The sequence below is a fragment of the Phenylobacterium sp. genome (assembly GCF_004799515.1).
In the GTDB taxonomy this organism is placed as follows: Bacteria; Pseudomonadota; Alphaproteobacteria; order Caulobacterales; family Caulobacteraceae; genus Phenylobacterium.
In genome coordinates this window covers 29,171-52,540 of record NZ_SSMX01000013.1, presented here as the reverse complement: position 1 = coordinate 52,540, position 23,370 = coordinate 29,171, and the positions used below count along the sequence as shown (strand labels likewise).

The following is a 23,370-nucleotide window of genomic DNA, read 5'->3' as shown; positions in this document are numbered from 1 at the left end:
CTTTTAAGCCGCCCTGCCCCAACGGTGCGCCACATAGCCGAACACCTGACCCATGGGCGCGCACCAGACATCGAGGGCGGCGATGTGCTCGAGGATGCGGTTGTGGGTCGCGACGCTGACATCACCCTCGTGCAGCCATTGGGGCGCCACCTCGTGGAACACCAGGATCGCCCAGCCGCCGCGGGCGACGGTCTCGGTGAGGTAGCGCAGGGCGGGCGCGACGGTGTCGCCCTCGTAGGTCGGCTCGAAGGCGTGCAGGTGCAGCGGGTCGGCGGCGGCCATCTCAGGCCGGTTCGGCCCGCCGGCGGTGGTGCGCGCCGCCACCACGCCGTCGCGCTCCAGCACCCGCCGGTAGCGAGCGTAGCGGGCATGCCGCCGGCCGTGGCCGAGCCCTAGATAGCCGCACGGATAGGCGAAGGTCCGCTCGCGGTCGGAACCGAAGTGGGCGTCGAGATAGCCCTCCATGCGGTGGACCTCGGCGGCCGCGAAACGCGTGGTGCTGTAGCCCGACAGGGCGCAGGGGTGGCTCATGGTGTGGTTGGCGACCTCGTTGCCGTCCCGCGCCAGGGCCTCCCAGTCGCTGAGGCGCCAGTGGGCGTTGTCCTCGGTCAGGAAGAAGGTGGCCTTCAGACCCAGCCGCTTCAGCTCGGGGACCGCGTTGTCGAGCTGGCTGTTCAGCCCATCGTCGTAGGTCAGGCTGACCGCGCCGCGCGCGCCGTCCGGCCAGCCCTGGGGCTGAGCCGCCGCAGACCCCGCGCCGGCCAGGCCGGCCATGGCCGCGAACAACGTCCGTCTTGAAATGTGAGTCTCGCCCATCGACGCCCCAGGCCTACGCTGGCGGCGGTTACGCTGCAACGAACCTCGCGGCTCAGTTGATCTCGGCAGGCGTTTCCGCAAGGAGCTTGCGCCGGCGCAACAGATAGCGGACCGCCCAGATCACCAGCACGATCACCACCACCGCCCCGGCCGCCGCCAGGGTCCAGCGGCCGGCGTGACGGCCATGGCCCAGGAAGTTGTGCACCGCCTCGCCGAAGATGAAGCCGGAGAGGGTGAAGGCCGTCGCCCAGATCACCGCGCCCAGGATGTTCAACAGGGTGAAGCGCCAGGTCGGGATCTTGGAGACGCCGACGGCGATGGGGCTGGCGACCCGCAGGCCGAAGATGAAGCGGAAGGCCAGGATGTAGCTGATCGGATAGCGCTCGATGAAGCTCAGCGCCTTGGCGAAAGCCGCCTGCTGTGTCGCGCGCACCACCCAGCGGTGGTGCCGGAACCGGCGTCCCGCCACGAACAGCATATGGTCGACCAGGCCCGACCCCGCGGTGGCGCAGGCCAGCACGACCCACAGGTTCAGGATGTGCTGGCGCGCCAATAGGCCGCCGACGATCAACGCCGTTTGGCCTTCGAAGCCGGCGCCCAGGAAGATCCCGATCGGCCCGTACTGTCGCAGGAACTCTTCCATAGCCTCGCCGGCTGTCGCTGGGGAGTGCGCTCATAGCACGGCGCACGCCCAGGTCAGCCCCGCTGCGACGGAACGGCTCAGGCGGCGCGCTGGCCGCCGGCCTGCACGCCCTCGAGCTCCAGGAGCCAGCGCTTGCGCGGCAGGCTGCCGCCGTAGCCGGTCAGCGAGCCGTCGGTCCCGATCACCCGGTGGCAAGGCACGACCACGGCCACCGGATTGGCGCCGTTGGCGTGGCCCACCGCGCGCACCGCGGTCGGGCGGCCGATACGCGACGCCAGGCCGGCGTAGCTCAGGGTTTCGCCGGCCGGGATGGAGCAGAGCGCCTCCCAGACCTGCAGCTGGAAGGGCGTGCCCGAGGCCTTCCACGGCACGCTCTCCAACGCCCGGGCGTCGCCGCGGAAATAGGCCTCGAAAGCGCCCCGCACCGACGGCGGGACGCGGCCCTCCACGACCTGCGCCTTTGGATAGTGGCGGGCGAGCCAGGTCCGCATCGCCGGCTCGTAGTCGGTCCAGTTGAAGGCGCGCAGGACGCCCGCCTCGTCGGTGACCAGCAGGGCCACGCCGATTGGCGTCGGCAGGCGGTCGAGGGTCAGGGTCTCAGGCTGCGAATTGCTGCTCGGCATCGGTCCGGGCCTTTCCGTTTGAGGTCTTCTTGGAGGGTTGGATCTGTTCGGCGTCGGCGGCCCACAGGTGCTGGGCGGCGTAGGCGCGCCAGGGCCGCCAGGCCTCGGCGCGGGCCAGGAGCTCCGCGGGGGTCGGCCGCGCGCCGGTCTCGTCGGCCATGCCGCGCAAGAGGCCGATGTCGGCCTGCGGGAAGGCGTCCGGCTCGCGCAGTTCGCGTAGCGCGATGTATTGCGCGGTCCATTCGCCGACGCCCGGCAGGGCCTTGAGCGCGGCGATGGCGCTCTCCAGATCGCCACGCGGGGTGAAGATCGTCGGATCGGCGGCCACCGTTCGGGCCAGGGCCTCCAGCGCAGCGCCGCGCGCGCGGGGCATGCCCAGGGCGGCGATATCCTGGCCCACCAGCTGTTCCGGCGCCGGGAAGGCGCGGGTCAGGCCCAGCGAGGCGGCGAAGGGATCGTCGATCCGCGCGCCATGGGCCTCCGTCAGCTTGGCGGCCAGGCCGCGGGCGGCGGTGACGGTGATCTGCTGCCCCAGGATGGCGCGCACCGCCAGCTCGAAGCCGTCCCAGGCGCCGGGCGCGCGCAAGCCGGGCCTGGCGGCGACCAGGGGCGCTAGCGCGGCGTCCTGCGACAGATGCGCGCCGATCAGGCTGGGATCGGCGGTCAGGTCGAAGACCCGGCGGATGCGGGCGATCACCGCGGGCAGGGCCTGCACCTTCGGGAAGCGGATCTCCGCCACCAGGAAATTGCCGGCGCCCGGCGAGACCGTCACCACGCCCAGCTCGCCCTCGACCGCCAGGGTGCGGGCGTAGCGCTTTGGCGTCACGCTCTCGACGCCTGGGATGGCGCGGGCCGCCAGGAAGCCGATCATCGCGGTCCAGTCGTAGGGCGGCTTGTACGGCAGCTTGACGGTGATGCCGCCCGCCGCGGCGTTGGCCTCCTCGGCGCGGCTGCGGCGCAGCGCGCCCGGCGGGCGGCCGAACAGCTGCTGGAAGGTCTCGTTGAAGCGCCGCACGCTGCCGAAGCCCGACGCCAGGGCCACCTCGCCCATCGGCAACAGGGTCTCCTGGATCAGCTGCTTGGCCAGGAGGACACGCCGGGTCTGGGCCACCGCCACCGGCGATGCGCCGAGGTGCTGCTTGAACAGCCGGCGCAGTTGCCGCTCGCCGACGCCGAGCCGTCCGGCCAGGCCGTCGACGTCGCCGTTGTCCAAGGCGCCGGCCTCGATCAAGGCCAGGGCGCGGCTGACGGTGTTCGAGGTGCCGCGCCAGGCGCCCAGGTCCGGCGAGGACTCGGGCCGGCAGCGCAGGCAGGGGCGATAACCGGCCTCCTGACAGGCCGCCGCCGTCGGATAGAAGGTCATGTTCTCCGCCTTCGGCGTACGCGCCGGACAGATCGGGCGGCAGTAGATGCCGGTGGAGCTGACGGCGCCGAAGATGCGCCCGTCGAACCGCGGATCGCGGGTCAGGAAAGCACGGCGGCAGGCTTCGAAATCCATGTCCATGACCGGAAGATGGGGACACGAGTGGCCAATGTCTCGCGGTTTTCGGACATCGATAGGCATGACGTAGCGGTTTTCGGACACCGAAGACTGCGCGGCCCGAACGGCTCGCGCGAGACGCGCGCCGGCTTGCGCCGCCCGGATTCTCTTCGTACCACCGAGCCAGTGCGGCGTCGGGGGCGGTCGTGCTTGCGACTGGATTGACCTCCGAGGCAGTAAGCCAGATATGCGACCGCCGCGGTCCTCTTCAAACGCCTATGTCAGGCTCTATCTCCTGATCGCGGCCCCCTTGCTGCTCGCCTTCTGTTTCGTCACCGCGCCGTTCCAGGTGCCGGACGAGCCCGCGCACATGTTCCGCGCCACCCAGCTCTCGCACCTGAGCGTCCTGCCGCAGATGTCTGCGGCCGGTGACCAGGCCGGCGGGCCGGTGGAGCGCGGGGCGGTGACGCTCACCACCCGCTTCCGCACCCTGAACGTGCCGTTCACGCCCGATCAGAAGCGCTCACCGGGCGAGGTGGCGGCCATGACAAGCCAGCCGGCGGGGCCGGCCGGCTTCACCGACTTCAGCAATACGGTGATCTATTTCCCCCTCGCCCACGCCATACCGGCCCTGGTGGTGGGCGCCGCCCGGGCGCTGCATGCGCCGCCGCTGGACTGGCTCTACGCCGGACGGCTGGTCAACGCCCTCATCGCCCTGCTGGTCTCCGCCGTCGGCATCGCCCTCTTCCGCGAGAAGGGCCTGCTGCCGCTGGTCCTCGCCCTCCTGCCGATCACCCTCTTCGAAGAGGCTTCGCTGGCCGGCGACGCCCTGGTGATCCCGTTCTCCATCGTGCTCGCCGCCATCGTGAGCCGCATCGCCGCCGCGGGCCGCAGCGAACCGCGCCTGGACCTGCTGCTCTTCCTGGCGTTGCTCTATGTCTGCGTGAACAAGTTCGCCTACATCCCGCTGGTGGTGCTGCCGCCGGCCGCGGTGCTACTGGGCGGCGGCAAGCGGTCGGAGGCCATGCGGCTAGCCGCGATCAGCGCCGTCGCCGTGGCCCTGTGGTTCGGCTGGACGGCGATGGTGCGCCACGATGTGCTCAGCAACAGGCCAGGCGTGCCGGTGAGCTTCGAGGACCAGACCGCCTTCGTGCTGCACCACCCGCTGCTGACCGCCAAGGTCCTGCTGTCGTCCATCGCCCTCGACGCGCCGAAGATGGCCGGACAGTTCGTGGGATCGGCCCTGGGTTGGCTGGACCTGATGACGCCGCGGGTGATCGTGGTGGCGCTGCTGGGCGTGGTCGCGGCCGCGGTCGCGCTCACCCGGCCGACACCGGGCGTCCGCCCGATCTTCCGCATCCTGACGATCCTCTGCGTCGTGGCGAGCATCCTGGCGGTCTATGGCCTGCTCTACCTGCAATACACGCCCGTGGGCGCGGCGCGGGTGGACGGCGTGCAGGGGCGCTATTTCATCCCGCTCGCGCCCTTCATCCCGCTGATGTGGCCAGGCCTTGGCGGGCTGCAGAGCCTGCGCGCCCGCGGCGACGTCGTCCTGGCGGGCGCCGCCGGCCTCGGGGCGCTCGCCGTCCTGGTCGTCGCCCTGCTGTTCTACTGGCGGCTCTGAACCGGATCGCGGTGAGCGACCAGCAGGAGGTTGCTGGGCCACCCCGCCAGGTCGGCGGTGGCGATCTTGAAGCGGTAGCCGCGCGGGCCCAACGCCGCCGCGGCCGCCCGGCGCAGGTCAGCGGCGCCCATCAGGTTCAGGTTGGATTCCTCGGCGAAGAAGCCGCGGCCGGTCTTGCGCATCAGGCTGCGGAACGTGGACTTCGGCAGCCAGTGGACCAGCGGCAGGACGGTGTGGAATTCGATGGGGAACCAGCGGTTGGGCGTCGTCAGGTAGACTGACTTGGCCGCCACCCGCGCGCATTCGGCGATGAAGGTCACCTGCTGGTCGAAGGAGCCCACGTGCTCCAGCACAGCCGAGGAATGCACCACGTCAAACTCGCCGTCCTGGAAGGGCAGCTCGCGGCCGTCGCCCTTCACGAAGCGGACGCCGGGATATTCCTCCTCGAGGAACGAGGCGTCGTCGATGCCGAGCGCGGTGATCTTGGCCTTATGCGGATACCAGGCCTCGACGTAGTTCGACGCCTCATAGGTCCGCTCCGACGTGGCGCCCACGTCCAGCAGGGTGTCGTCCGGCGATATGCCGGTGGCCGACAGGAAATGGTCGAACATGCGCCGGCGCTGGTAGGCGGCGATCTTGACCGGCAGGCTGTCGCTCTTGGCGACGTTATACTGGGTGTTCGGCGTCGCCATCGGGAAAGACCCACAAGAGGGAGGCGACGTAGCTGGCGCCGCCGGCGATGATCGTCGCTACGAGCGACAGGGCTAGCTTCGGTATCTGCAGGTGAGGTGTTGCGATCTCGGTAACGCCGCTGGTCAGGAGCGCGCAACAGACCTGGACGATGGCGTAGCGCGGCAGCGCGCTCTGGTGGCGATGGCGCCCGCCGAACGTCCAGCTGCGCTGCAGGAGATAGCCGGCGGAGAACGCGAGCGCGTAAGCGATGAGGTTGGCGGCGAAGGGCCGCACGCCCAGCGAGACGCCGGCATAGTAGAGACAGAAGAACAGGAAGGCGCAGCCGCCGCCGGAGACCACAAAACGCACGAACTTCGCATGACGCCGGATCAGGTCAGCGGCGGTGCGGAGGGCGTTCATCGACAGTCATCCATACGCGATTTCCAAACTGAGCGAAGTTCGATAACCCGGGGCGGCGAAAGGTGCGAGCGGCTTGAGCCTACGCGCCCCAAGGCAAGAGGTTGTGAACGCGTCCCATGGCAAGGGTCTTGCTAGCGAGGGGCGCCCGGCGACGTCGGCGGCGGCCTGGGTTCGTCTTGCGGCCGGACCGTCCCGAAACGGGTCGGCCATTGAAGGATAGCGGGGGTTTTGGTTCATGTCCGGTGATGCAGGCTCGGCCCTTGAGCTGACGATCCTGATGCCCTGCCTCAACGAGGCGGAGACCCTGGCGGTCTGCATCGAAAAGGCCCAGGGCTTCCTGAAGCGCACCGGCATCTCCGGCGAGGTGCTGATCGCCGACAACGGCAGCACCGACGGCTCGCAGGCGATCGCGGCCGGCCTGGGCGCGCGGGTGGTGGCCATCCCGCGCCGCGGCTATGGCGCGGCCCTCATCGGCGGCATCGAGGCGGCGCTCGGCCGCTACGTGATCTTCGGCGACGCCGACGACTCCTACGACTTCGAACGCCTCGACCCCTTCGTCGAACGCCTGCGCGCGGGCAAGGACGTGGTCATGGGCAACCGCTTCAAGGGCGGCATCGCCCCCGGCGCCATGCCCTTCCTGCACAAGTACCTCGGCAACCCGGTGCTGACCGCGATCGGGCGCCTGTTGTTCAAGGTGCCGGCCGGTGACTTCCACTGCGGCCTGCGCGGCTTCAACACCGCGCGCATCCGCGAGCTGCACCTGAACGCCACCGGCATGGAGTTCGCCAGCGAGTTCGTGGTCCGCGCGGCGCTGGCCTCCTATTCTATCGACGAGGTGCCGACGACGCTGAAGCCGGATGGCCGCTCGCGCCCGCCGCACCTGCGCACCTGGCGCGACGGCTGGCGCCACCTGCGCTTCCTGCTGCTCTACAGTCCGAGCTGGCTGTTCCTGTTCCCGGGCCTGGTGCTGATCGCCATCGGCGTGCTGGGCGGCCTCGTCCTCCTGCCCGGGCCGGTTCGCGTGGCGCGGCACGTGACCCTCGACACCCACACCCTCTTGGCCACCAGCATCAGCGTGATCGTCGGCATCCAGTTCGTGACCGCCTCGGTCCTGGCCCGCCGTTACGGCATCCTGAACGGCCTGCTCCCCGACCAGACCCAGGGGCTGAAGCTCGGGGCGCGGGCCTCACTGGAGTCCCTGTTGCTGATCGGCGGCGCTCTCTTCGTGCTGGGCGGCATCGGCGTGCTCTACGGGGTGATCTCCTGGGCCCTGATCGGCTTCGGCCGGCTGGAGGGTGAGTTCCTGATGCGGGTGATGATCATTTCCATGACCCTGGCGGCGGCCGGCCTGCAGCTTGCCACCCTCGCCTTCCTCACCGGCTTGATCGAGATCCCGGTCGCCCGCCGGCCGGTGACGCCCGACGCCTGAGTATCCGAGGCTTCCTGGTGACATGATCTCACAAGCCCAGAGCGCCGGCGAGCCGCTTCCCGTCCCCTCGGCGCCTCATGGCTATGTGCCAGAGCTGGACGGCCTGCGGGCGCTGAGCGCCTTTGCGGTCCTGCTCTGCCACACCGACCTGTCGCCCAACGCCGGCCTCGGCGTCGATGTGTTCTTCGTTATCAGCGGCTATCTGATCACCTCGATCTTGGCCCGCGCCCGGGACGCTGGGCGTCCACTGCGCTATTGGACGTTTCAGGCCTCCCGGATTGTGCGCCTGGGGCCCGCACTCTTCACCGTGCTTGCGACCTATCTGGCCTTCGTCCTGGTCGTGAAGCACGGCGCCGCACGGTCCGTGGCCCTGCTGAACATCCTAGCCGCAGCGACCTACACAATGAACTGGGTGCGGGCGTTCAACCTGTTCCAGGACCAGGCCATGAGCCACACTTGGTCGCTGGGGATCGAGCTGCAGTTTTATCTGATCTGGCCGTTCGCTGTGGTGCTGCTGGGCGCCTTGAAGCCGCAACACCCCGAGCGGTGGCTGCTCGGCCTGGCGGCCGCGGACATGGCCTGGCGCCTCGCCCTCGCCGCCTCCGGCGCGAGCGTCTCACGCATCTATAACGGCCTCGACACCCATTTCGACGGCCTGCTTCTCGGCGCGGCCATCGCCGTCGCGCCGCGGCCGGCGGCCGGGGGATCGGTGGCGGCCCGCACCTGGTGGATCCCCGCGCTACTGCTGGGCGTGGAGATGCTGTTGCCGCCTGCGACCACCCCTGCACCCTACGCCGTCCAGATGACTGGCCAGAGCGTCCTGTCCGCCTGGCTCATTATTGGCGTGGTCCGGGCCCAGCCGGCCGCCCTGCGCGCCTCCTGGCTGGTCTGGCTAGGAACGATCTCTTACGAGATCTACCTTTGGCACTTTCCGCTGATCTACGAGATGCGCTGGCACGAACACCTCCCGCACATCGTCGAGTTTGCCGTGCTGTCCGTGGCATGTGTGGCCTTGGCGGCGGTCACCCACAAGTTCGTTGGCGAGCCCCTGAGGATCACCTTCAAGCGCAGGATCGCGCGTCTCGCCTTAAAACCCGCCTGACGCGACGCCGGCTACGGCTGCGACACGGCCTTCGCCCGCCCTGGACGCAGCGACGAGGCCAACCCGATGATCGTCCGGTACATGGCCCGGCCGCCCGGCAGCAGAAAAGCCACGGCGCCGAAGATCAGGTAGCAAAGCCCCAGGGCGATCGCCAAGCGCCAGGACTGCCAGAAACCCAGGCTCAGATAGAGCGCCCCGCCCGCCGCGGCGGCGGCCACGATCAGCGGCCAGACCGCGCCCGCCATGTCGGCGAACCGCACCGCGCAGTCCCGTGTGCTGCCCCAGACGACCAGCGGGGTCTGCAGGAAGGTGAACGACAGGGCCGACGCCTCCGCGACGCCGACCGCGCCCCAGTGCACGCCGATGGCGAAGGACGCGATGCTGAGCGCCGCCGTCACCAGGGTGACCCGCAGTTGCTGATCGGTGCGGCCCCGCGTGGCGAAGACCCAACCCGACGTCGTCGTCAGCGGCGCGACCAGGCCGCCGAATGAGATCCAGGCCAGGATCGGGCCCGCGGCCTGCCATTTCGGGCCCAGCAGGAAGTGGACCATGGGCGCGGCGAGCACCATGCAGGCCACCATCAGCGGCATGGTGAAGCTGAGCCCGATGCGCACCATGTTGAGGTAGGTGTCGCGGTAGAGCTGGGGATCCTCCCTCAGCCGCGAGAGCAGCGGCAGCGCGACCCGGCTCACCGGCGCCATGAGCTGGTTGATCGGTTGGACGACGAGGTTGAAGCTGCGGTCATAGAGGCCGAGGGGCGTCTTACCGGCCACCGCGCCGATGATCATGTTGTCGGCGGTGGAGCTGAAATAGCCGGCGATATTCACCCCGGTCAGGTTGGCCCCGAACCGGACCACGTGTCCGATCTCGACGCCGCGCCTCGGCCACTGCGGGCGCCAACGGGTCAGGATGGCCAGCAGGATCAGGTTGGTGACCGCGTTGGCGATCTGGCCGATCACGATGGACCAGTAGCTGAACCCCATCATCGCTGCGGCGATGGTCACGGCGATGCTGACGGTCACGCCGACCAGGTCGACGGAGACCTGCTGGTTGAACCGCATGTCGCGCAACAGCAGGGCCGAGGGGATCATCGAGAGCGTGCCCAGGATCACCAGGCTCGCCATGGTCAGCAGGAGCGGCGGAAGGCGCGGCTCGTGATAGATCCACCCCACGAGCGGCGAGGCGATCACCAGGACCGCCGCCAGGCCGACGCTCATCAAGAGGTTGATCCAGAACAGGCTGGAGATCTGCGCCTTGCTCAGGTCGCGGTGCTGGATGATGGCCTGGGTGTAGCCCAGGTCGTTGAGCGTTGTCACGAAGGCCAGGATCGGAGCGACCATGGCGACGATGCCGAATTCCGGCGGGCTGAGCAGCCGGGCCAGGACCAGGGTCGACCCGAATTTCAGCCCGAACTTGACGCCCTGGGAGGCGACCGTCGCGATCCCGCCCCTCAGGGACCGCCGTTTGAGATCCTGTTTGTCGAAGGTGGAGTGGATCTGAGGGGCTGGCTCGTCAGCCATGCGGACCGGTCTCGGACCGCGCCGCCTCGGCTGCAGCCGTCGCCGCGCCGGGCAGCACGGCCTTGCGGATGGCGTCGAGGAAGCCGTGGCCGTGGATCGCGTCGGGTTCGACGATGTTGCCCTCGGCCCATTCGTTCCAGGCCTTCAGGAAGACGATCCGCTGTTCCTTCGGATGGCCGGCCAGCCGCGCGACCGCCTTTTCCATATAACGCTCGAAGAGCTCCGGCGTGGAGTTCTCGTAGACCACGCCCCGCTGCGATGACCTCGGCGTATTGTCCCAGCCGGACAGCACCGCCGGCAGGAAGCGGTCGCCGTCGGGCATGTCCTCGAAGGCGTGGTCGACGACCTCGGCGAAGTCGATCCGCGTGGGATAGGCCCAGGTCTTCGGCCGGAGGCGGTTGAAGCGGCCCAGGTTGCGTTCCCGCAGACGCCGCTTCAGGCCCCACTTCTCGCGCGCCCCATGGGTGGCGATGTAGTCCTGCGGCCCCAGGATGGTCACCGCGTCGAAGGGATCCAGCATCGGCAGGCGATAGCGTTCGGTATTCTGGTCGTAGGCGTCGGAGACCCCCACGAAATACATGCCCGGATAACCCGCCTTGTGGGCGAGCTCCCGCCAGTGGTCCACGAACTCGGCCGTCGAGGGCATGTGGCTGGGCGAGAAGACGACGAAGATCGGCTTGCCGTCGACGCGGCTGTAGCGCGGGTCCTCGAAGGCGCGCCGCGCCCAGTTGAAGTGCGCCTCACGGTCGGCGGCGCCCGGGTAGGTCTGCTCGATCAGGGTCCGGCCGGCCGCGCCGTGCCAGATGCCGGTCCAGGTCTGGTTGGCCCAGGCCAGGCAGAACGGGAAATCGGGCTGGCCGCTGGCGACCACCTCCTCGAACGGGCGCTCCAGGATGCGCCGGCCGTCGCCGAACCAGTAGTGCCAGTAGCAGAAGGACTCGACGCCGGCCGCGCGGGCGAGCTCGGCCTGGCGCTCGCGCACCTCCGGCACCCGCAGGTCGTAGAAGCCCAGGTCGGCCGGCAGGCGCGGCTGGACGTGGCCGGGGTACAGCGGCTTGGCCTTGGCGACGTTGGTCCACTCGGTGAAGCCCTTGCCCCACCACAGGTCGTTCTCCGGCGTCGGATGGAACTGCGGCAGGTAGAAGGCCAGGACACGGGCGAGCGGAGATGTCATCGGCGCCGGGGGTTCCACGGGGCGGACCATCGCAAGTTCGGCCGAGCTGTTCAACGCTGCGCTCACTGGAGATTCCGTCCCGCCCAAGTATGCAGCCCCTTATGACGACCGTTTGTTGCTTCGCGCCTAACGGCCTGCGCGCGAAGGCCTTTTTCGAGGCGCCGGCGTCTCGCTTGGCCCGGCGGAAGATGCTAGGCCGGGCTCCGGGGCGCGGTGGAGAGGGTCTCCCGCGAGCATGAGGACGCTTCAGGATTGGCCGCCGAACAGCTTGATGTGACGGTCTGCGTCTGCACCCGCAACCGGGCTCCGGAGCTGGCCACGCTCCTGGGATCCTTCGCGCGCATGGACGTGCCCGCCGGCCTCGCCTGGGAGGTGCTGGTCGTCGACAACGGCAGCACCGACAACACCCGCGAGACCGCGATGGGCTTCGCCGATCGGCTGCCGATCCGCTATGTGGTCGAACCCCAGGCCGGCGTCGCCAACGCGCGCAACCGGGTGTTCGACGAAACGCGCGGCGTCTACACCTGCTGGGTCGACGACGATGTGGAGGTGAGCCCCGACTGGCTGACGGCCTATCTCGACGCCTTCAAGCGCCATCCCGAGGCTTCGCTGTTCGGCGGCGTGGTCGAGCCTCTGCTGGAGCCGCCGACCCCGGCCTGGTTCGCGCGCCTGGCGCCACTCTGGCCGTTAGCCGACGTGGTGGCGCGGCGCGACCTCGGCCCGGTGGAGATTCCGCTCTCGTTCGAGGGGGACCGCATGCCCTTCGGCGCCAACATGGCGATCCGCACCGCGGCGCAGAAGGCGGTCCGGTTCGACAACAACCTCGGCCCCTCGCCGAATTTCCGGCGCACCGGCGAAGAGACCGAGATGCTGTTCCACCTCATGAACACCGGGATCATCGGCTGGTGGGTCCCGGGCGCCAGGGTCCGGCACCACATCGTCTCGAAACGGCAGTCCCGGCAGTATGTGTTCAACTATTACTACGCCATCGGCGAGACCATGGCCTATTTGGACAGCGTGAAGAGCGTCCATTACATGAACCGCGATGGGAAGACCCCGTCCTTGGTGCGCGCGGGCCCCGCAGTTCTCAATCTCACGGCGGCCGTCCAGTGGCTGCTGTTCGTGGGCTTCACCGCCATCGGGCTCACCCGGCGCGGCCTCTATCATCTGCGGCGCCAGGCGATCGCCCGCGGCGCGGCGAAGTTCAAGGCGCAGGCCGCCTGAGCCCTACCGTCCGGCCAGCCGCTTGAGGCCGCTCCAGAGCCCCGGGTTCATCAGGCGCAGGCGAAGCTTCAGATAGTCGAGCCCCAGGCCGCGCACCGCCGGGAAGGCCTTCACCAGCCAGGCCGCCTTGTCCGCATCGCCTCGCGCCAGCTGCATGAAGGCCGTGCGCGCCGCCTGCTGGGCGAACCAAAGTTCGAGCACGCCGCGCAGGTCCGGCGGGCAGACCGCGCGGATCGGCCCCGGATCGGTGAGGGCCGGCTCCAGCGGCAGGTTCCGGCCCCGCGCGCCGATGCCCAGCTCGGAATCCTCCATGTGATAGCGCCCGAGCGGCGTCATGTGCCGGTAGATTGGGTCGTTCAGCAGGATCTGGATCCAGAGGTAGGAATCCTCGCCCAGGGTGCAGCGGTCCTTGGCGTAGAAGCCGCCGTAGCGGGCGACCGTCTCACGCCGGTACACCGCTGTGCAGGCATGGAAGGCGGCGACGCAATCCAGGAGTTCGGCCGGCGGGATCGCCGGCAGAAGCCGCCAGGGCCCTTCGGCGAACCCGCGGGCGTACAGCTCGGCCCAACGGTCCACGCCCTCGGGTTCGCGCAGGTAGGCGGCGGTGAAGACCGCGCACTCGGGGTGGGCGGCAAGTTCGGCCACGGCGGTCTCGAGCAGGACCGGCCGCCAGTCGTCGTCGGCGTCGAGGAAGGTGATGAAGGGTCCGCGGCTCAGGGTCAGACCGGCGTTGCGCGCCGCGCCGGGCCCGGCGTTGGCCTGCCGGTGCAGACGCACCCGCGGGTCGGCAAACTGCGCCGCGACGTAGTCCGCCCCGTCATCCTGCGAGCCATCGTCGACCACGATGACCTCGAAGTCGCCGAAGGTCTGGGCGAGCACGGAGGCCAGTGAACGCCCGATGGTGGATCGCTTGTTGTAGAGCGGGATCACGACCGACACCGTCGGAGGGTTCGCCACGTCGGAATGCTCGCTTTGGCTGGACGCGAGAGCGCACGCGACCGTGGCGTCCGCCGTCCCTGATGACCCGGGCTCTATACCGAGTTGCCGGCTCACGCCACCGGCGCAAACGTCGCGAGGTTAACCGGATACTCAGGCGCGGCTGCTAGAGGGTTGCGCCATGGCGATTGAACCCGAACCGGCCCCACAGAACCGCAGGGGCCCTCTTCGCCCTGAGCGGCTGGCGAGCGCCCGCTCGCGGTTGCGGGGCGGCGCCCTCGCCCGCCTTGTGCAGGCCTGCGACCTGCTGCTGCTGCTGGGCCTGTTCCAGATCAAATGCCGGGGCGACGCCCTGCTCGACCCGAACCTGCTGCTGATCGCCGCCTCCGTGCTGGTCGCCATCGGCCTGAAGGGCGTGGAGGCCTACCAGCTGACCGCCCGCGAACGCCTGGGGGCGCACCTCTACCGCGTGCTGGGCGCGGTGGGCGGATCGGGGCTGGCGATGCTGGCCTTCGTCGCCCTGACGTCCAGCGGGGCGGCCAAGGCCGAAAGCACCCTCGGCATCGTCGACTGGTGCCTGACGGCGACGCCGCTGCTCTGCGCCTCGCACGTCTTCTGGTTCGTCTATGTGGCGAGACTGCGCCGGCGCGGCGTGCTGACCCCGAACCTCCTGATCGTGGGCGCCACGGCGGCCGCCCAGCGGCTGGTGGCCCTGGCGCTGGCCAAGGGCGACGTCAACATCCTGGGCGTCTTCGACGACCGCGGCGAGCGCGCGCCCAAGCACATCTTCGGCGTGCCCGTGCTGGGCCGCACCGCCGATGTGAAGTCGCACCGCCTGCTGCCCTTTATCGACCGCATCGTGGTCGCCGTGCCGTCCAACGCCACGGCGCGCATCGCCGAGCTGATCGCCGAACTGGCGCCCTGCCCCAATGAGATCAGCCTCCTGATGGACGGTTTCGACCCCGCACGCGAACACGCCGCACAGGAGCGGCTGCTGGACATGCCGCTCGCGCACCTCTCCGCCGTGCGCCGGGGCGTGGTGCAGGGCGCGCTGAAGCGGGCGGTGGACATCGCCTTCAGCGTCGGCGCCCTGATCGTGCTGGCTCCCGCGCTGGTGGCGATCGCCGTCGCCATCCGCCTGGACAGCCCAGGACCGATCTTGTTCAAGCAGCGCCGTCACGGCTACATGAACGAAGAGGTGCTGGTCTGGAAGTTCCGCTCCATGCGCACCGAGGCGAGCGACTACGCCGCCGCCCGGCAGGTCACCGCCAACGATGACCGGGTCACCAAGGTGGGCGGTTTCCTGCGCCGCACAAGCCTCGACGAGTTGCCCCAACTGTGGAACGTGATCCGCGGCGAGATGTCCCTGGTCGGCCCGCGGCCCCACGCCATCGGCATGCTGACCGGGGGGGCGGAGGCCTCGAAGTTAGTGGAAAGCTATGCCCACCGCCATCGCATGAAGCCCGGCCTGACCGGCTGGGCCGCGGTGAACGGGTCGCGCGGGCCGGTGGATACGCCTGAGGCGGTGCGCCGGCGGGTGTCGCTGGACCTCGAATATGTCGAGCGTCAGTCCCTGTGGTTGGATCTGACGATCATGGCGCGCACCCTGCCTTGCGTCCTCGGCGACACCCAGGCGGTCCGCTAGGCGCGCGCTCGGGCCGCAGCGCCGGGCGCTTGCACGCTTCTTGCAACCTGCGTACGAGAACGTTGGGTGCTGACAGGATAAAGGGGGATCGTCCTTGGAAACCGTCTACGACTGGATCACCGTGGCGATCTTCGGCGGACTGGTTGTGCTGTTCCTGCAGCGGTCGGTGGCCGAGGGCGAGCCGCAGGACACCATCTTCCACTACCTGCCGCCGGCGATCGGCTGCGCCCTCGCCAACTATGTGGGCAATCATGGCCAGGGGCCGCTGTCCGCGGCCATCGTGGTCGCGGTGCTGATCTACATTGTGCTCGTGCTGAAGCCCTTCGGCTTCAAGCTCTAGCCCCATTCCCGCGACGGGCCGGGCGAAGGTCGGGCCGGCAAACGAAAACCGCCGCTCCTTTGGGGAACGGCGGCTTCCAGGATCAGGTCCGGGACGTTTGACTCAGACGGCCACGGCCGCCATGCGCCGGCGGTTGCGCAGCAGCGCGCCCGCGCCGCCGAAGCCCATGATCATCAGAGCCCAGGTCGCCGGCTCCGGAACCGCGTTGCCAAGCACGAAGCTGACGGTGCCGCCGAAGGTCGCCGCCGAACCGCCGTTGCCGGTGATCACCAGCTCCTGTTCGCCACCCTGGGTGATTTTCTGGAAGTCGACGTGCGCCGTAGCCTGGCCGCCGCCGGACGTCGTGCTGCCGGTGGCGCCGTTGAAGGTGATGTTGCTGAAGGTCAGGTCGTTGACCGCCTGGCCTGACAGGGTGGTGATCACCGAGGCTCCGGCCAATCCCGTCGGCAGGAAAAAGTCGAAGGTGTCGGTGAAGGCGCCGGTCGAGGCGTTGAAGGTATGCGCCGAGTTGCCGTTCACCGGGTCGGTGCTGCCGCCCATGACGCCCAGCCCGTTGTCGCCGATGGTCACCGAGATGCTGCCGGACGGCGAGACCGTCCAGGGTTGAATGAAGGTGGCGGCGCTCGCCGCGCCCGCCCCCGCAAGGGCCGCGGCCGCAACGGTTGCGGCGAGAAGTTTGTAACGAGGTGTCATTGGGCCCAGCCCTTTTTCTGAGGTCACGCGATCTGCACCGACACCACCTGGCGCGGTCAGCAGGCTCAAAACTCAGTTAAGTGGTCCCAGTTCCGCTCAAGTTGAAAAAACGATGTTACTACTTTGAACTTAGAATTCTCCCACCAGAACTTCGCTTTGGAACATCCAGAAATTTCAATTTGAAGAGCTTGGCCTTAAGCTCTGCCGAAGCTTGACCGTTGGGTTCAAGAAATCCGCGCGCACCGCCACTTCGCGGCCCGATTCTCCGGTCCTCTCCAAAGGAACTGCATAGCTTCAGGGTGGGGGTGATCTGGGCGGCGGATCGGCCGCAAGCCGCTCGGCTCTGAGTCCGCGCGCCAGCTGCGTCGGCAGGGCCCGGTCAAGATTGGCCCAAACGAAAACCGCCGCCCCTTTCGGGACGGCGGTATCGAAGACTGGACTTCTTCTTGTAGTTAGGCGGCCGCCACAGCCGTCCGGCGGCGATTGCGGAGTAGAGCGCCCGCACCACCGAAGCCCATGATCATCAGAGCCCAGGTCGCCGGCTCGGGCACGGCCACCGGGGTGAAGCTGGCGGTGCCGCTCCAACCCGCGGTCGAGACACCCGTCCCGGTGACGATCAGTTCTTGTTCCCCACCCAGGGTCACCAGAACTTCGCTGACGCTGCCGATGTGGAGACCCGGAGCATTCGACACGGTGCCGGCGACGCCGTTGAAGGAGATGCCGGTGAAATCCAGGGTCGACGTCGAGATCGCCGCGTTCAGCACTTCACCGGTCGGCAGGTGGAAGTCGAACGTGTCGGTGAAGCTGCCCGACGAAGAGCCGGGAGGAGCGTAGACGTGGCTGTAGTCCGTACCGTGGTCGCCCGCCGTACCCGTGGCGTTGGCGCTGCCCAGGGCGTCATCACCGAAAGTGACGGTGATCTGGCCGGTCGGCGAGATCGTCCAGTTGTTCACGAAGATCGCCGCACCCGCCGCATTGGCGAAGAGAGCGACGGAGGCAGCGGCGGCAGACGCCGCCAGAACCTTGGAAAGAGTGCGCATGATGTCCAGCCCTTGTTAATTCGCTGTTAGGTGTACTCGAGCCCGAAAGCCGGGTCAACCATTACATAACAAATTCTCTATGTGAGGCCCACGGCGAAGCTCAAAGACCGCCGGTATCCCACCCCACAGCAACGGTGGCGCCGCACAAAAGCGCAGACAAAGTTACGCAAAATCAATGGCATTTCGAATGCCGGGCGCCAGACGCACAATCCTTGCGAATTTTTCTTGACCCCCCAGGCGCGAATTCCCCTGTCAGGCGAACTCTTCGCGTTTTCGAGTATATCTGGTTCCGTCTTGGCCGAAACGCCCGATACCGCAGCGCACCCAACCATCGCCAGAATATCTCAGAGCAAACCCGATAAGATTCGAACGCCTTGCGCTTGCGCTCATCTGTTAACTACATTCGGCCGTCTGGCTGAGAAGCCTGCGGATGTGATTTGGGAGGGTTCACTTTTTCAGAAGCGCGGCCGTTTGGCTTTGGCCGCTGCGGCGGCGACCTCAGTAGGCTCGCGGGTCACCGAAGATGAGCGGGACGGTGCGAACCAGGATCGCGATGTCCAAGGCCGGCGACCAGGTCTCGATATAGCTGTTATCCGCCGCCACCCGGTCGCTCATATCCCGGCTATCGCGGATCTCGCCGCGCAATCCGTTCACCTGCGCATAGCCGGTCAGCCCGGGCCGGGCCCGGAACCGCGCCGCATAGGTGGCGATCAGCGCGCCGTAGTACTCGTCGTGCGCCAGCGCGTGCGGCCTGGGCCCCACGATCGACATGTCGCCCTTCAGGACGTTCCAAAGCTGCGGCAGCTCGTCGATGCTCAGCTTGCGGAGCAGGCCGCCGATCGGCGTCACCCGCTTGTCGTTCTTGGTCGCCTGCTGAACCTTCCCGCTGTCCTCCGTCACCGTCATCGTCCGGAACTTGTAGATCGTGAACACCCGGCCACGGTAGCCCGTCCGGCGCTGCCGGAAGATCGCCTGCCCCGGCGTCTCCAAGCGGATCGCCAGCATCACGACCAAAAGCAGCGGAAGGAACAGCAAAAGCGCGAAACCCGCCACCGTCACGTCCAGGAAACGCTTGAACGGATGCGTCGCCACAGGCAGGGCGGCGACGTCGGAAAACCGCCGACGAGGCCGAGCAGCCGCCTGGCGCGCCTGGTTCAAATCGCCCTGCTCCGTCAGCACGCTCACCTGGCTGCCCCTCCCGGCTTGCAGTGTGGGTACGGTCCAGCTCCGGGAAAAGACGCTTAACGGCGCGTTTTCCATCTATCCCCACCAACTCTTAAGCGCACTTGTGGTTCATGGCACAGGTGGCCCGAGATGCGGGCCCCGGAGCAAGACCGATGCCAGCAGACGTGTCCTTCCAAGACGTCAGCCCGCGCAGCGCCGTCATCGAGACCGCGCCGACGCGCCGTCTTCCGCTCGGCGTGGGCCTGGCCGTCGCCGCCGTCGCCTCGGCTGGCCTGTGGTTCGGCGTGGTGGCCGGCGTCCGGGCGCTGTTCTTCTAGGATCCCGCCAGGCCGACCCGGCCTTCGTCCCAATCCCAGCTATTCGGCCAAGTCCTCGGGGCCCACAGGCCGCTCGGACAACGCGCGCAGGTACTGGCCGTACTCGCTCTTGGCGAGGCCGTCGGCCAGCTTGCGCAGTTGCCCTGCGTCGATCCAACCGCGGCGGAAAGCGATCTCCTCCAGGCAGCCGATGCGCAGGCCCTGGCGCTGCTCCACCGTGCGGATGAACTCGCCGGCCTGGATCAGGCTGTCGTGGGTGCCGGTGTCGAGCCAGGCGAAGCCGCGGCCCAGGAGTTCGACGTTCAGCTCGCCCGCGTCCAGGTAGACTTGGTTCAGGCCGGTGATCTCCAGTTCGCCGCGATGCGAGGGCTTCAGCGTCTTGGCGAACTCGCTGGCGCGGCCGTCGTAGAAATAGAGGCCGGTCACCGCATAGTTGGACTTCGGCTTGGCGGGCTTCTCCTCGATGCCCAGGGCGCGGCCATCGGGGCCCAGCTCCACGACGCCATACCGCTCGGGATCCTGCACCAGATAGCCGAACACCGTCGCGCCTGCGGTGCGCGCGTCGGCCGCCTGCAGCGAGCGGGTGAAGTTCTGGCCGAAGAAGATGTTGTCGCCCAGCACCATGACGCTGGGTTCGCCGGCGATGAACGCCTCGCCCAGGATATAGGCCTGGGCCAGGCCGTCGGGCTTGGGCTGCACGACATATTCGAAGCGCACGCCCAGGTGCGAGCCGTCGCCCAGCAGCCGCTTGAAGCCGGCCTGATCCTCTGGCGTGGTGATGATCAGGATCTCGCGCACCCCGGCCAGCAGCAGCACCGACAGCGGATAGTAGATCATCGGCTTGTCGTAGACCGGCAGCAGCTGTTTGGAGACCGCCAGGGTCAGAGGATGCAGCCGGGTGCCCGCCCCGCCGGCCAGGATGACACCACGTCTCATGCCGCAGACCCCAATTCCGTTTTGGCTTCCGATTGAAGTTCGCTGACGATGTCGGCCACGGCCTCGCGCCAGGGCCTGGGCGTCACGCCGAAGGTATGCTCGAGCTTGGCCGTGTCCAGGGTGGCGCGCAGCGGCCGCTTGGCGGGCGCGGGCCAATCGGCGGTGGCGCTGGCGCCCACCGGCGGCGCATTGGCGCCCAGGGCCATGTCGAAGATCCCCTCGGCGAAGCCCTTCCAGCTCACCTCGCCGGCATTGGCGAAGTGATGCAGACCGAAGACCGGCTCGCCCGCCCGTGCGGCGGCCAGGCGCTCGGCCTGCGAGAGGATGAACCGGGCGAGGTCGCGCGCCGACGTCGGGCGTCCGAACTGGTCGGCCACCACCTTCAGCGGCTTCCCCTCGCCGGCCAGGCGCAACATGGTCTTGACGAAGTTCTTGCCGTGGCTGGAGACCACCCAGGAGGCGCGCAGGACCAGGGCCCGCGGACAGGCCGCCAGGATGCGGCGCTCGCCCTCCAGCTTGGAGGCGCCGTAGACGCTCAGCGGCGCGGGCGTATCGGTCTCGACGTAAGCGCCGCCCTTTTCGCCGTCGAACACATAGTCGGTGGAGATCTGCACCAAGGCCGGACCGCCGGCGCCCAGGGCCTCGGCTATCGCGCCCGGCGTCTCGGCGTTGACGCGGAAGGCCAGGTCCCGCTCGCGCTCCGCCTGGTCGACGGCGGTGTAGGCCGCGGCCAGCACCACCAGGTCGGCCTGGGCGGCCTTCAGCCTAGCCACGACCGCCGCCGGATCGGCGAAGTCGGCCTCGGCCCGCGACAACGCGGTGATCTCGACGTCGAAGTCCTTCGCCTGGGCCGAGAGCTCGCGGCCCAGCTGGCCGGTGGTCCCGAACTGCAGGATGCGGACGGTCATGCCTTGACCAGGCCCAGCCGCTCAGACTGGAATCCGCGCTGGCGGATGCCGTCGACCCAGCCGGGGTTCTCCACATACCAGCGCACGGTGTCCTCGAGGCCCGCCAGCAGCGGCATGCGCGGCGTCCAGCCCAGCTCGGCCTCCAGTTTCGAGGAGTCGATGGCGTAGCGGAAGTCGTGGCCCGGCCGGTCGGTGACGAAGGCGATCTTGTCGGCGTGCGGGGTGTTGGCCGGCGCCATCCCGTCGAGATGCTCGCACAGCATGCGGATGACCTCGATGTTGCGCTTCGAGGCGTCGCCGCCGATGCAGTAGGTCTCGCCCAGCCGGCCCTTCTGGACCACCAGCAGCAGGGCCTCGGCGTGGTCGTCCACGTGCAGCCAGTCGCGCACCTGGCGGCCGTCGCCATAGACCGGAATGGATTTCCCCTCCAGCGCCCGGGTGATCACCGTCGGGATCAGCTTCTCGGGGAATTGGAACGGGCCGTAGTTGTTCGAGCAGTTGGTCAGCACCACCGGCATCCCGTAGGTGCGGTGCCAGGCGCGGGCCAAGTGGTCGGCGCCGGCCTTGCTGGCCGAATAGGGCGAGTTGGGATCGTAGGGCGTGGCCTCGGTGAACTCACCGTCCTCGCCCAGCGCCCCGAACACCTCATCGGTGGAGACATGATGGAAGCGGAAGGCGTCCTTGGCCGCGCCCTCCAGGGCGTTCCAGTGGGCGCGGGCGGCTTCCAGCAGGACCGCCGTGCCCATGACGTTGGAGCGCACGAAGTCCAGCGGGCCTTCGATGGCGCGGTCATTGTGGCTCTCGGCGGCCAGGTGCATCACCGCGTCGGGCCTGTGCTTGGCGAAGATCGCCCGCACCGCGGCCTCATCGCAGATGTCGGCCTGTTCGAAGGCGTAGCCGGCATGGTCGGCGACGCTGGCGACGTTCTCAAGGTTCGCCGAATAGGTCAGCTTGTCGAGGTTGACCACCTGGTGGCCGTCGGCGATCGCGCGACGCACCACGGCCGATCCGATGAACCCGGCTCCGCCGGTGACGAGGATCTTCATGCGGTCTTTCTTCAGGCGGCTGGGCCCAAGGGCGGCTTGAGCGCCTCAGTACACTCGAAATATGAGTGTCCTCTTACAGCCGTGGCGGGCGCGCTCAACCCCCTGGCGCGTGGCCAAGGGGCGCGGGCGGCCCGTTCAGAGCGCCACGGCCAGGCGTTTGTCGCGCGCGATGGAGCCCGCGCAGATCAGGTGGGCGATGATCGCCAGCACGATCACCGGCGCCAGGGCCGCGTAGCCGACCAACAAGGAATGGTCGCCATAGTGCGGCTTGGCCCAGTCGCTGACCCGGCCCAGGAAGATCGGGCCGCCGCCCAGGCCGATCAGGTTCAGCACGAACAGCAGGATGGCGCCGGCCATGGTCCGCTGGCCGGGCGGCACGGCGTTCTGCACCACCGCGAGCGCGGGCGCTAAGTACATGTTGTTGAGCAGGGCGGGTACCGCGATGAACATCAGGGCGATCTTCCAGGTCGGCGCCCAGATCAGCCCGGCCAGCGCCGGCAGGCTGAGGGTGAAGGCGACCACGGGGATCCAGGCGTACCAGCGGCGGTCCTTGTGCCCCAGCTTGTCCGCCAGCCACCCCGCCATGAAGGTGCCGATCACGCCGGTGACCCCGATGACCCAGCCGTAGTAGGCCGAGACCTCCTTCAGCGACGCGCCCTTGACCCGCATCAGCATGGGCACGTTCCAGTTCAGCATGGCGTAGCCGGCGAAGGCCGACAGGCCGCAGGCGATGGCCACGCAGGCCAGGGTCCGGTTGGCGAAGAAGGCGGCGATCACCTCGCCCGCCGGCGGCGGCGGCGCATGGGCCTCGGCGCCCAGGGCCATCTCGTCCAGCCCGCCGCGCTTCGGCTCACGCACGATCAAGAGCATCAGCAGCGCCAGGATCACGCCCGGCAGGCCCACGGCGAAGAAGGCGACCCGCCAGCCGTGCGCGGCCGCCACGCCGCCGCCCAGGATCACCCCCAGCATCGAGCCCAGCGGCACGCCCAGGGAATAGATCGCCAGGCCAGTGCCGCGCTCCTTTGCCGGGAAATAGTCGGAGATCAGCGAATAGGAGGGCGGCGAACCGCCCGCCTCGCCGGCGCCCACCATGATCCGCGACAGGGCAAGCTGCAGGAAGTTGGTGGCCAGGCCGCAGCTCGCGGTGAACAGGCTCCAGATCCCGCAGGCCGCCGCCATGATCCAGACGCGCTTGAAGCGGTCCGACAGCCAGGCGACCGGAATGCCGAAGGTCGTATAGAAGAGCGCGAAGGTCAGGCCGCCCAGGGCCCCGATCGCCGTGTCGCTGAGGCCCAGGTCCTTGCGGATCGGCTCGGCCAGGGTCGACATGATCTGCCGATCCATGAAGTTGAAGGTGTAGACGACGGCCAGCAGCCCCACGACCAGATAACGATAGCCCGCGCCCGCTTTCGGCGCGGTTGTGGTCGCAACAGTCATGCAGCCCCCAGCTTTTTTGTCCGCTCGGCCCGCGCCCGGTATGCCCAGGTCGCCGGTTCCAAAGTTCGGTACGTTTCCCTTGCGGCCATGATGCACGCCGCCCCAGGCGCCGCCAAGGGCGGAGCTGTGACCGCGCGGAAACATCATCGGACTGGCCGAA

At 68.6% G+C, this 23,370-nt stretch carries 23 protein-coding genes; 7 read left to right on the top strand and 16 right to left on the bottom strand.

Annotated features, from left to right (window positions below; genetic code table 11):
• Positions 1-3 precede the first annotated feature (3 nt).
• The 4 genes from E8A49_RS05745 to E8A49_RS05730 all read right to left on the bottom strand — a co-directional run bounded on the left by E8A49_RS05745 (position 4) and on the right by E8A49_RS05730 (position 3,580).
• Positions 4-816, bottom strand: coding sequence for a polysaccharide deacetylase family protein (locus E8A49_RS05745; protein WP_293377447.1), 813 nt, complete (start codon positions 814-816; stop codon positions 4-6).
• Positions 817-868: 52 nt separating this feature from the next.
• On the bottom strand, positions 869-1,459 hold the full coding sequence (locus E8A49_RS05740) for a DedA family protein (RefSeq protein ID WP_293377444.1): 591 nt from the start codon (positions 1,457-1,459) through the stop codon (positions 869-871).
• 77 nt (positions 1,460-1,536) lie between these two features.
• Positions 1,537-2,082, bottom strand: a complete 546-nt coding sequence (locus E8A49_RS05735; protein WP_293377441.1) for a methylated-DNA--[protein]-cysteine S-methyltransferase — start codon at positions 2,080-2,082, stop codon at positions 1,537-1,539.
• Complete coding sequence (locus tag E8A49_RS05730) at positions 2,057-3,580, bottom strand: AlkA N-terminal domain-containing protein (RefSeq protein ID WP_293377438.1); 1,524 nt, start codon at positions 3,578-3,580, stop codon at positions 2,057-2,059. Before E8A49_RS05730 ends, E8A49_RS05735 begins: the two co-directional genes overlap by 26 nt.
• Positions 3,581-3,809: 229 nt before the next feature.
• On the opposite strand from E8A49_RS05730, the gene E8A49_RS05725 reads away from it, so the two are divergent.
• Positions 3,810-5,186, top strand: coding sequence for a DUF2142 domain-containing protein (locus E8A49_RS05725; RefSeq protein ID WP_293377435.1), 1,377 nt, complete (start codon positions 3,810-3,812; stop codon positions 5,184-5,186).
• Here the strand turns inward: E8A49_RS05725 and E8A49_RS05720 are convergent.
• On the bottom strand, positions 5,171-5,878 hold the full coding sequence (locus E8A49_RS05720; protein WP_293377432.1) for a class I SAM-dependent methyltransferase: 708 nt from the start codon (positions 5,876-5,878) through the stop codon (positions 5,171-5,173). The two genes, E8A49_RS05725 and E8A49_RS05720, sit on opposite strands and share 16 nt — an antisense overlap.
• On the bottom strand, positions 5,853-6,278 hold the full coding sequence (locus tag E8A49_RS05715) for a GtrA family protein (protein ID WP_293377429.1): 426 nt from the start codon (positions 6,276-6,278) through the stop codon (positions 5,853-5,855). The genes E8A49_RS05720 and E8A49_RS05715 overlap by 26 nt, the downstream gene beginning before the upstream one ends.
• Before the next feature lie 235 nt (positions 6,279-6,513).
• On the opposite strand from E8A49_RS05715, the gene E8A49_RS05710 reads away from it, so the two are divergent.
• Together E8A49_RS05710 and E8A49_RS05705 are read left to right on the top strand one after the other, a co-directional pair.
• Positions 6,514-7,707 carry a glycosyltransferase family 2 protein gene (locus E8A49_RS05710; protein ID WP_293377426.1) on the top strand — a complete coding sequence of 398 codons (1,194 nt, stop codon included), beginning with the start codon at positions 6,514-6,516 and terminating at the stop codon, positions 7,705-7,707.
• 22 nt (positions 7,708-7,729) lie between these two features.
• Positions 7,730-8,809, top strand: coding sequence for an acyltransferase (locus tag E8A49_RS05705; protein WP_293377423.1), 1,080 nt, complete (start codon positions 7,730-7,732; stop codon positions 8,807-8,809).
• 11 nt (positions 8,810-8,820) lie between these two features.
• Here the strand turns inward: E8A49_RS05705 and E8A49_RS05700 are convergent, their stop codons facing one another.
• Positions 8,821-10,329, bottom strand: a complete 1,509-nt coding sequence (locus tag E8A49_RS05700; protein WP_293377420.1) for a lipopolysaccharide biosynthesis protein — start codon at positions 10,327-10,329, stop codon at positions 8,821-8,823.
• Complete coding sequence (locus E8A49_RS05695) at positions 10,322-11,503, bottom strand: glycoside hydrolase family 99-like domain-containing protein (protein ID WP_293377417.1); 1,182 nt, start codon at positions 11,501-11,503, stop codon at positions 10,322-10,324. The genes E8A49_RS05700 and E8A49_RS05695 overlap by 8 nt, the downstream gene beginning before the upstream one ends.
• Before the next feature lie 213 nt (positions 11,504-11,716).
• On the opposite strand from E8A49_RS05695, the gene E8A49_RS05690 reads away from it, so the two are divergent.
• Entirely contained in the window at positions 11,717-12,727 is a 1,011-nt protein-coding gene (locus tag E8A49_RS05690; RefSeq protein WP_293377414.1) for a glycosyltransferase, read from the top strand.
• 3 nt (positions 12,728-12,730) lie between these two features.
• Here E8A49_RS05690 and E8A49_RS05685 read toward each other — a convergent pair whose 3' ends face one another.
• Positions 12,731-13,684, bottom strand: coding sequence for a glycosyltransferase family A protein (locus tag E8A49_RS05685; protein WP_293377411.1), 954 nt, complete (start codon positions 13,682-13,684; stop codon positions 12,731-12,733).
• Positions 13,685-13,844: 160 nt separating this feature from the next.
• On the opposite strand from E8A49_RS05685, the gene E8A49_RS05680 reads away from it, so the two are divergent.
• Both E8A49_RS05680 and E8A49_RS05675 read left to right on the top strand, forming a co-directional pair.
• A complete protein-coding gene (locus E8A49_RS05680) occupies positions 13,845-15,308 on the top strand; it encodes an exopolysaccharide biosynthesis polyprenyl glycosylphosphotransferase (RefSeq protein WP_293377408.1) in 1,464 nt (487 codons plus the stop codon).
• Positions 15,309-15,402: 94 nt separating this feature from the next.
• A complete protein-coding gene (locus E8A49_RS05675; RefSeq protein WP_293377405.1) occupies positions 15,403-15,648 on the top strand; it encodes an XrtV sorting system accessory protein in 246 nt (81 codons plus the stop codon).
• 102 nt (positions 15,649-15,750) lie between these two features.
• Here E8A49_RS05675 and E8A49_RS05670 read toward each other — a convergent pair whose 3' ends face one another.
• The 3 genes from E8A49_RS05670 to E8A49_RS05660 form a co-directional block, all read right to left on the bottom strand.
• The gene (locus E8A49_RS05670) at positions 15,751-16,410 is read right to left on the bottom strand and encodes an FxDxF family PEP-CTERM protein (protein ID WP_293377402.1); all 660 of its coding nucleotides are present in this window, start codon (positions 16,408-16,410) and stop codon (positions 15,751-15,753) included.
• A gap of 383 nt (positions 16,411-16,793) precedes the next feature.
• Positions 16,794-17,381 (bottom strand): FxDxF family PEP-CTERM protein, encoded by a 588-nt coding sequence (locus tag E8A49_RS05665; RefSeq protein ID WP_293377399.1) that lies wholly within the window; start codon positions 17,379-17,381, stop codon positions 16,794-16,796.
• Between the two features lie 498 nt (positions 17,382-17,879).
• Positions 17,880-18,566 carry a sugar transferase gene (locus tag E8A49_RS05660; RefSeq protein ID WP_293377396.1) on the bottom strand — a complete coding sequence of 229 codons (687 nt, stop codon included), beginning with the start codon at positions 18,564-18,566 and terminating at the stop codon, positions 17,880-17,882.
• Positions 18,567-18,718: 152 nt separating this feature from the next.
• Here E8A49_RS05660 and E8A49_RS05655 point away from each other — a divergent pair, with 152 nt between their 5' ends.
• A complete protein-coding gene (locus E8A49_RS05655; protein ID WP_293377393.1) occupies positions 18,719-18,883 on the top strand; it encodes a hypothetical protein in 165 nt (54 codons plus the stop codon).
• A 39-nt stretch (positions 18,884-18,922) separates the two neighbouring features.
• On the opposite strand, the gene rfbA is transcribed toward E8A49_RS05655, so the two are convergent.
• From rfbA to E8A49_RS05635, 4 genes are all read right to left on the bottom strand, one after another.
• The gene (gene rfbA / locus E8A49_RS05650; protein WP_293377390.1) at positions 18,923-19,819 is read right to left on the bottom strand and encodes a glucose-1-phosphate thymidylyltransferase RfbA; all 897 of its coding nucleotides are present in this window, start codon (positions 19,817-19,819) and stop codon (positions 18,923-18,925) included.
• Positions 19,816-20,727, bottom strand: a complete 912-nt coding sequence (rfbD, locus tag E8A49_RS05645) for a dTDP-4-dehydrorhamnose reductase (RefSeq protein WP_293377387.1) — start codon at positions 20,725-20,727, stop codon at positions 19,816-19,818. The genes rfbA and rfbD overlap by 4 nt, the downstream gene beginning before the upstream one ends.
• The gene (gene rfbB / locus E8A49_RS05640) at positions 20,724-21,773 is read right to left on the bottom strand and encodes a dTDP-glucose 4,6-dehydratase (RefSeq protein ID WP_293377384.1); all 1,050 of its coding nucleotides are present in this window, start codon (positions 21,771-21,773) and stop codon (positions 20,724-20,726) included. Before rfbB ends, rfbD begins: the two co-directional genes overlap by 4 nt.
• Before the next feature lie 135 nt (positions 21,774-21,908).
• Entirely contained in the window at positions 21,909-23,210 is a 1,302-nt protein-coding gene (locus tag E8A49_RS05635; RefSeq protein ID WP_293377381.1) for an MFS transporter, read from the bottom strand.
• Positions 23,211-23,370: the final 160 nt, after the last annotated feature.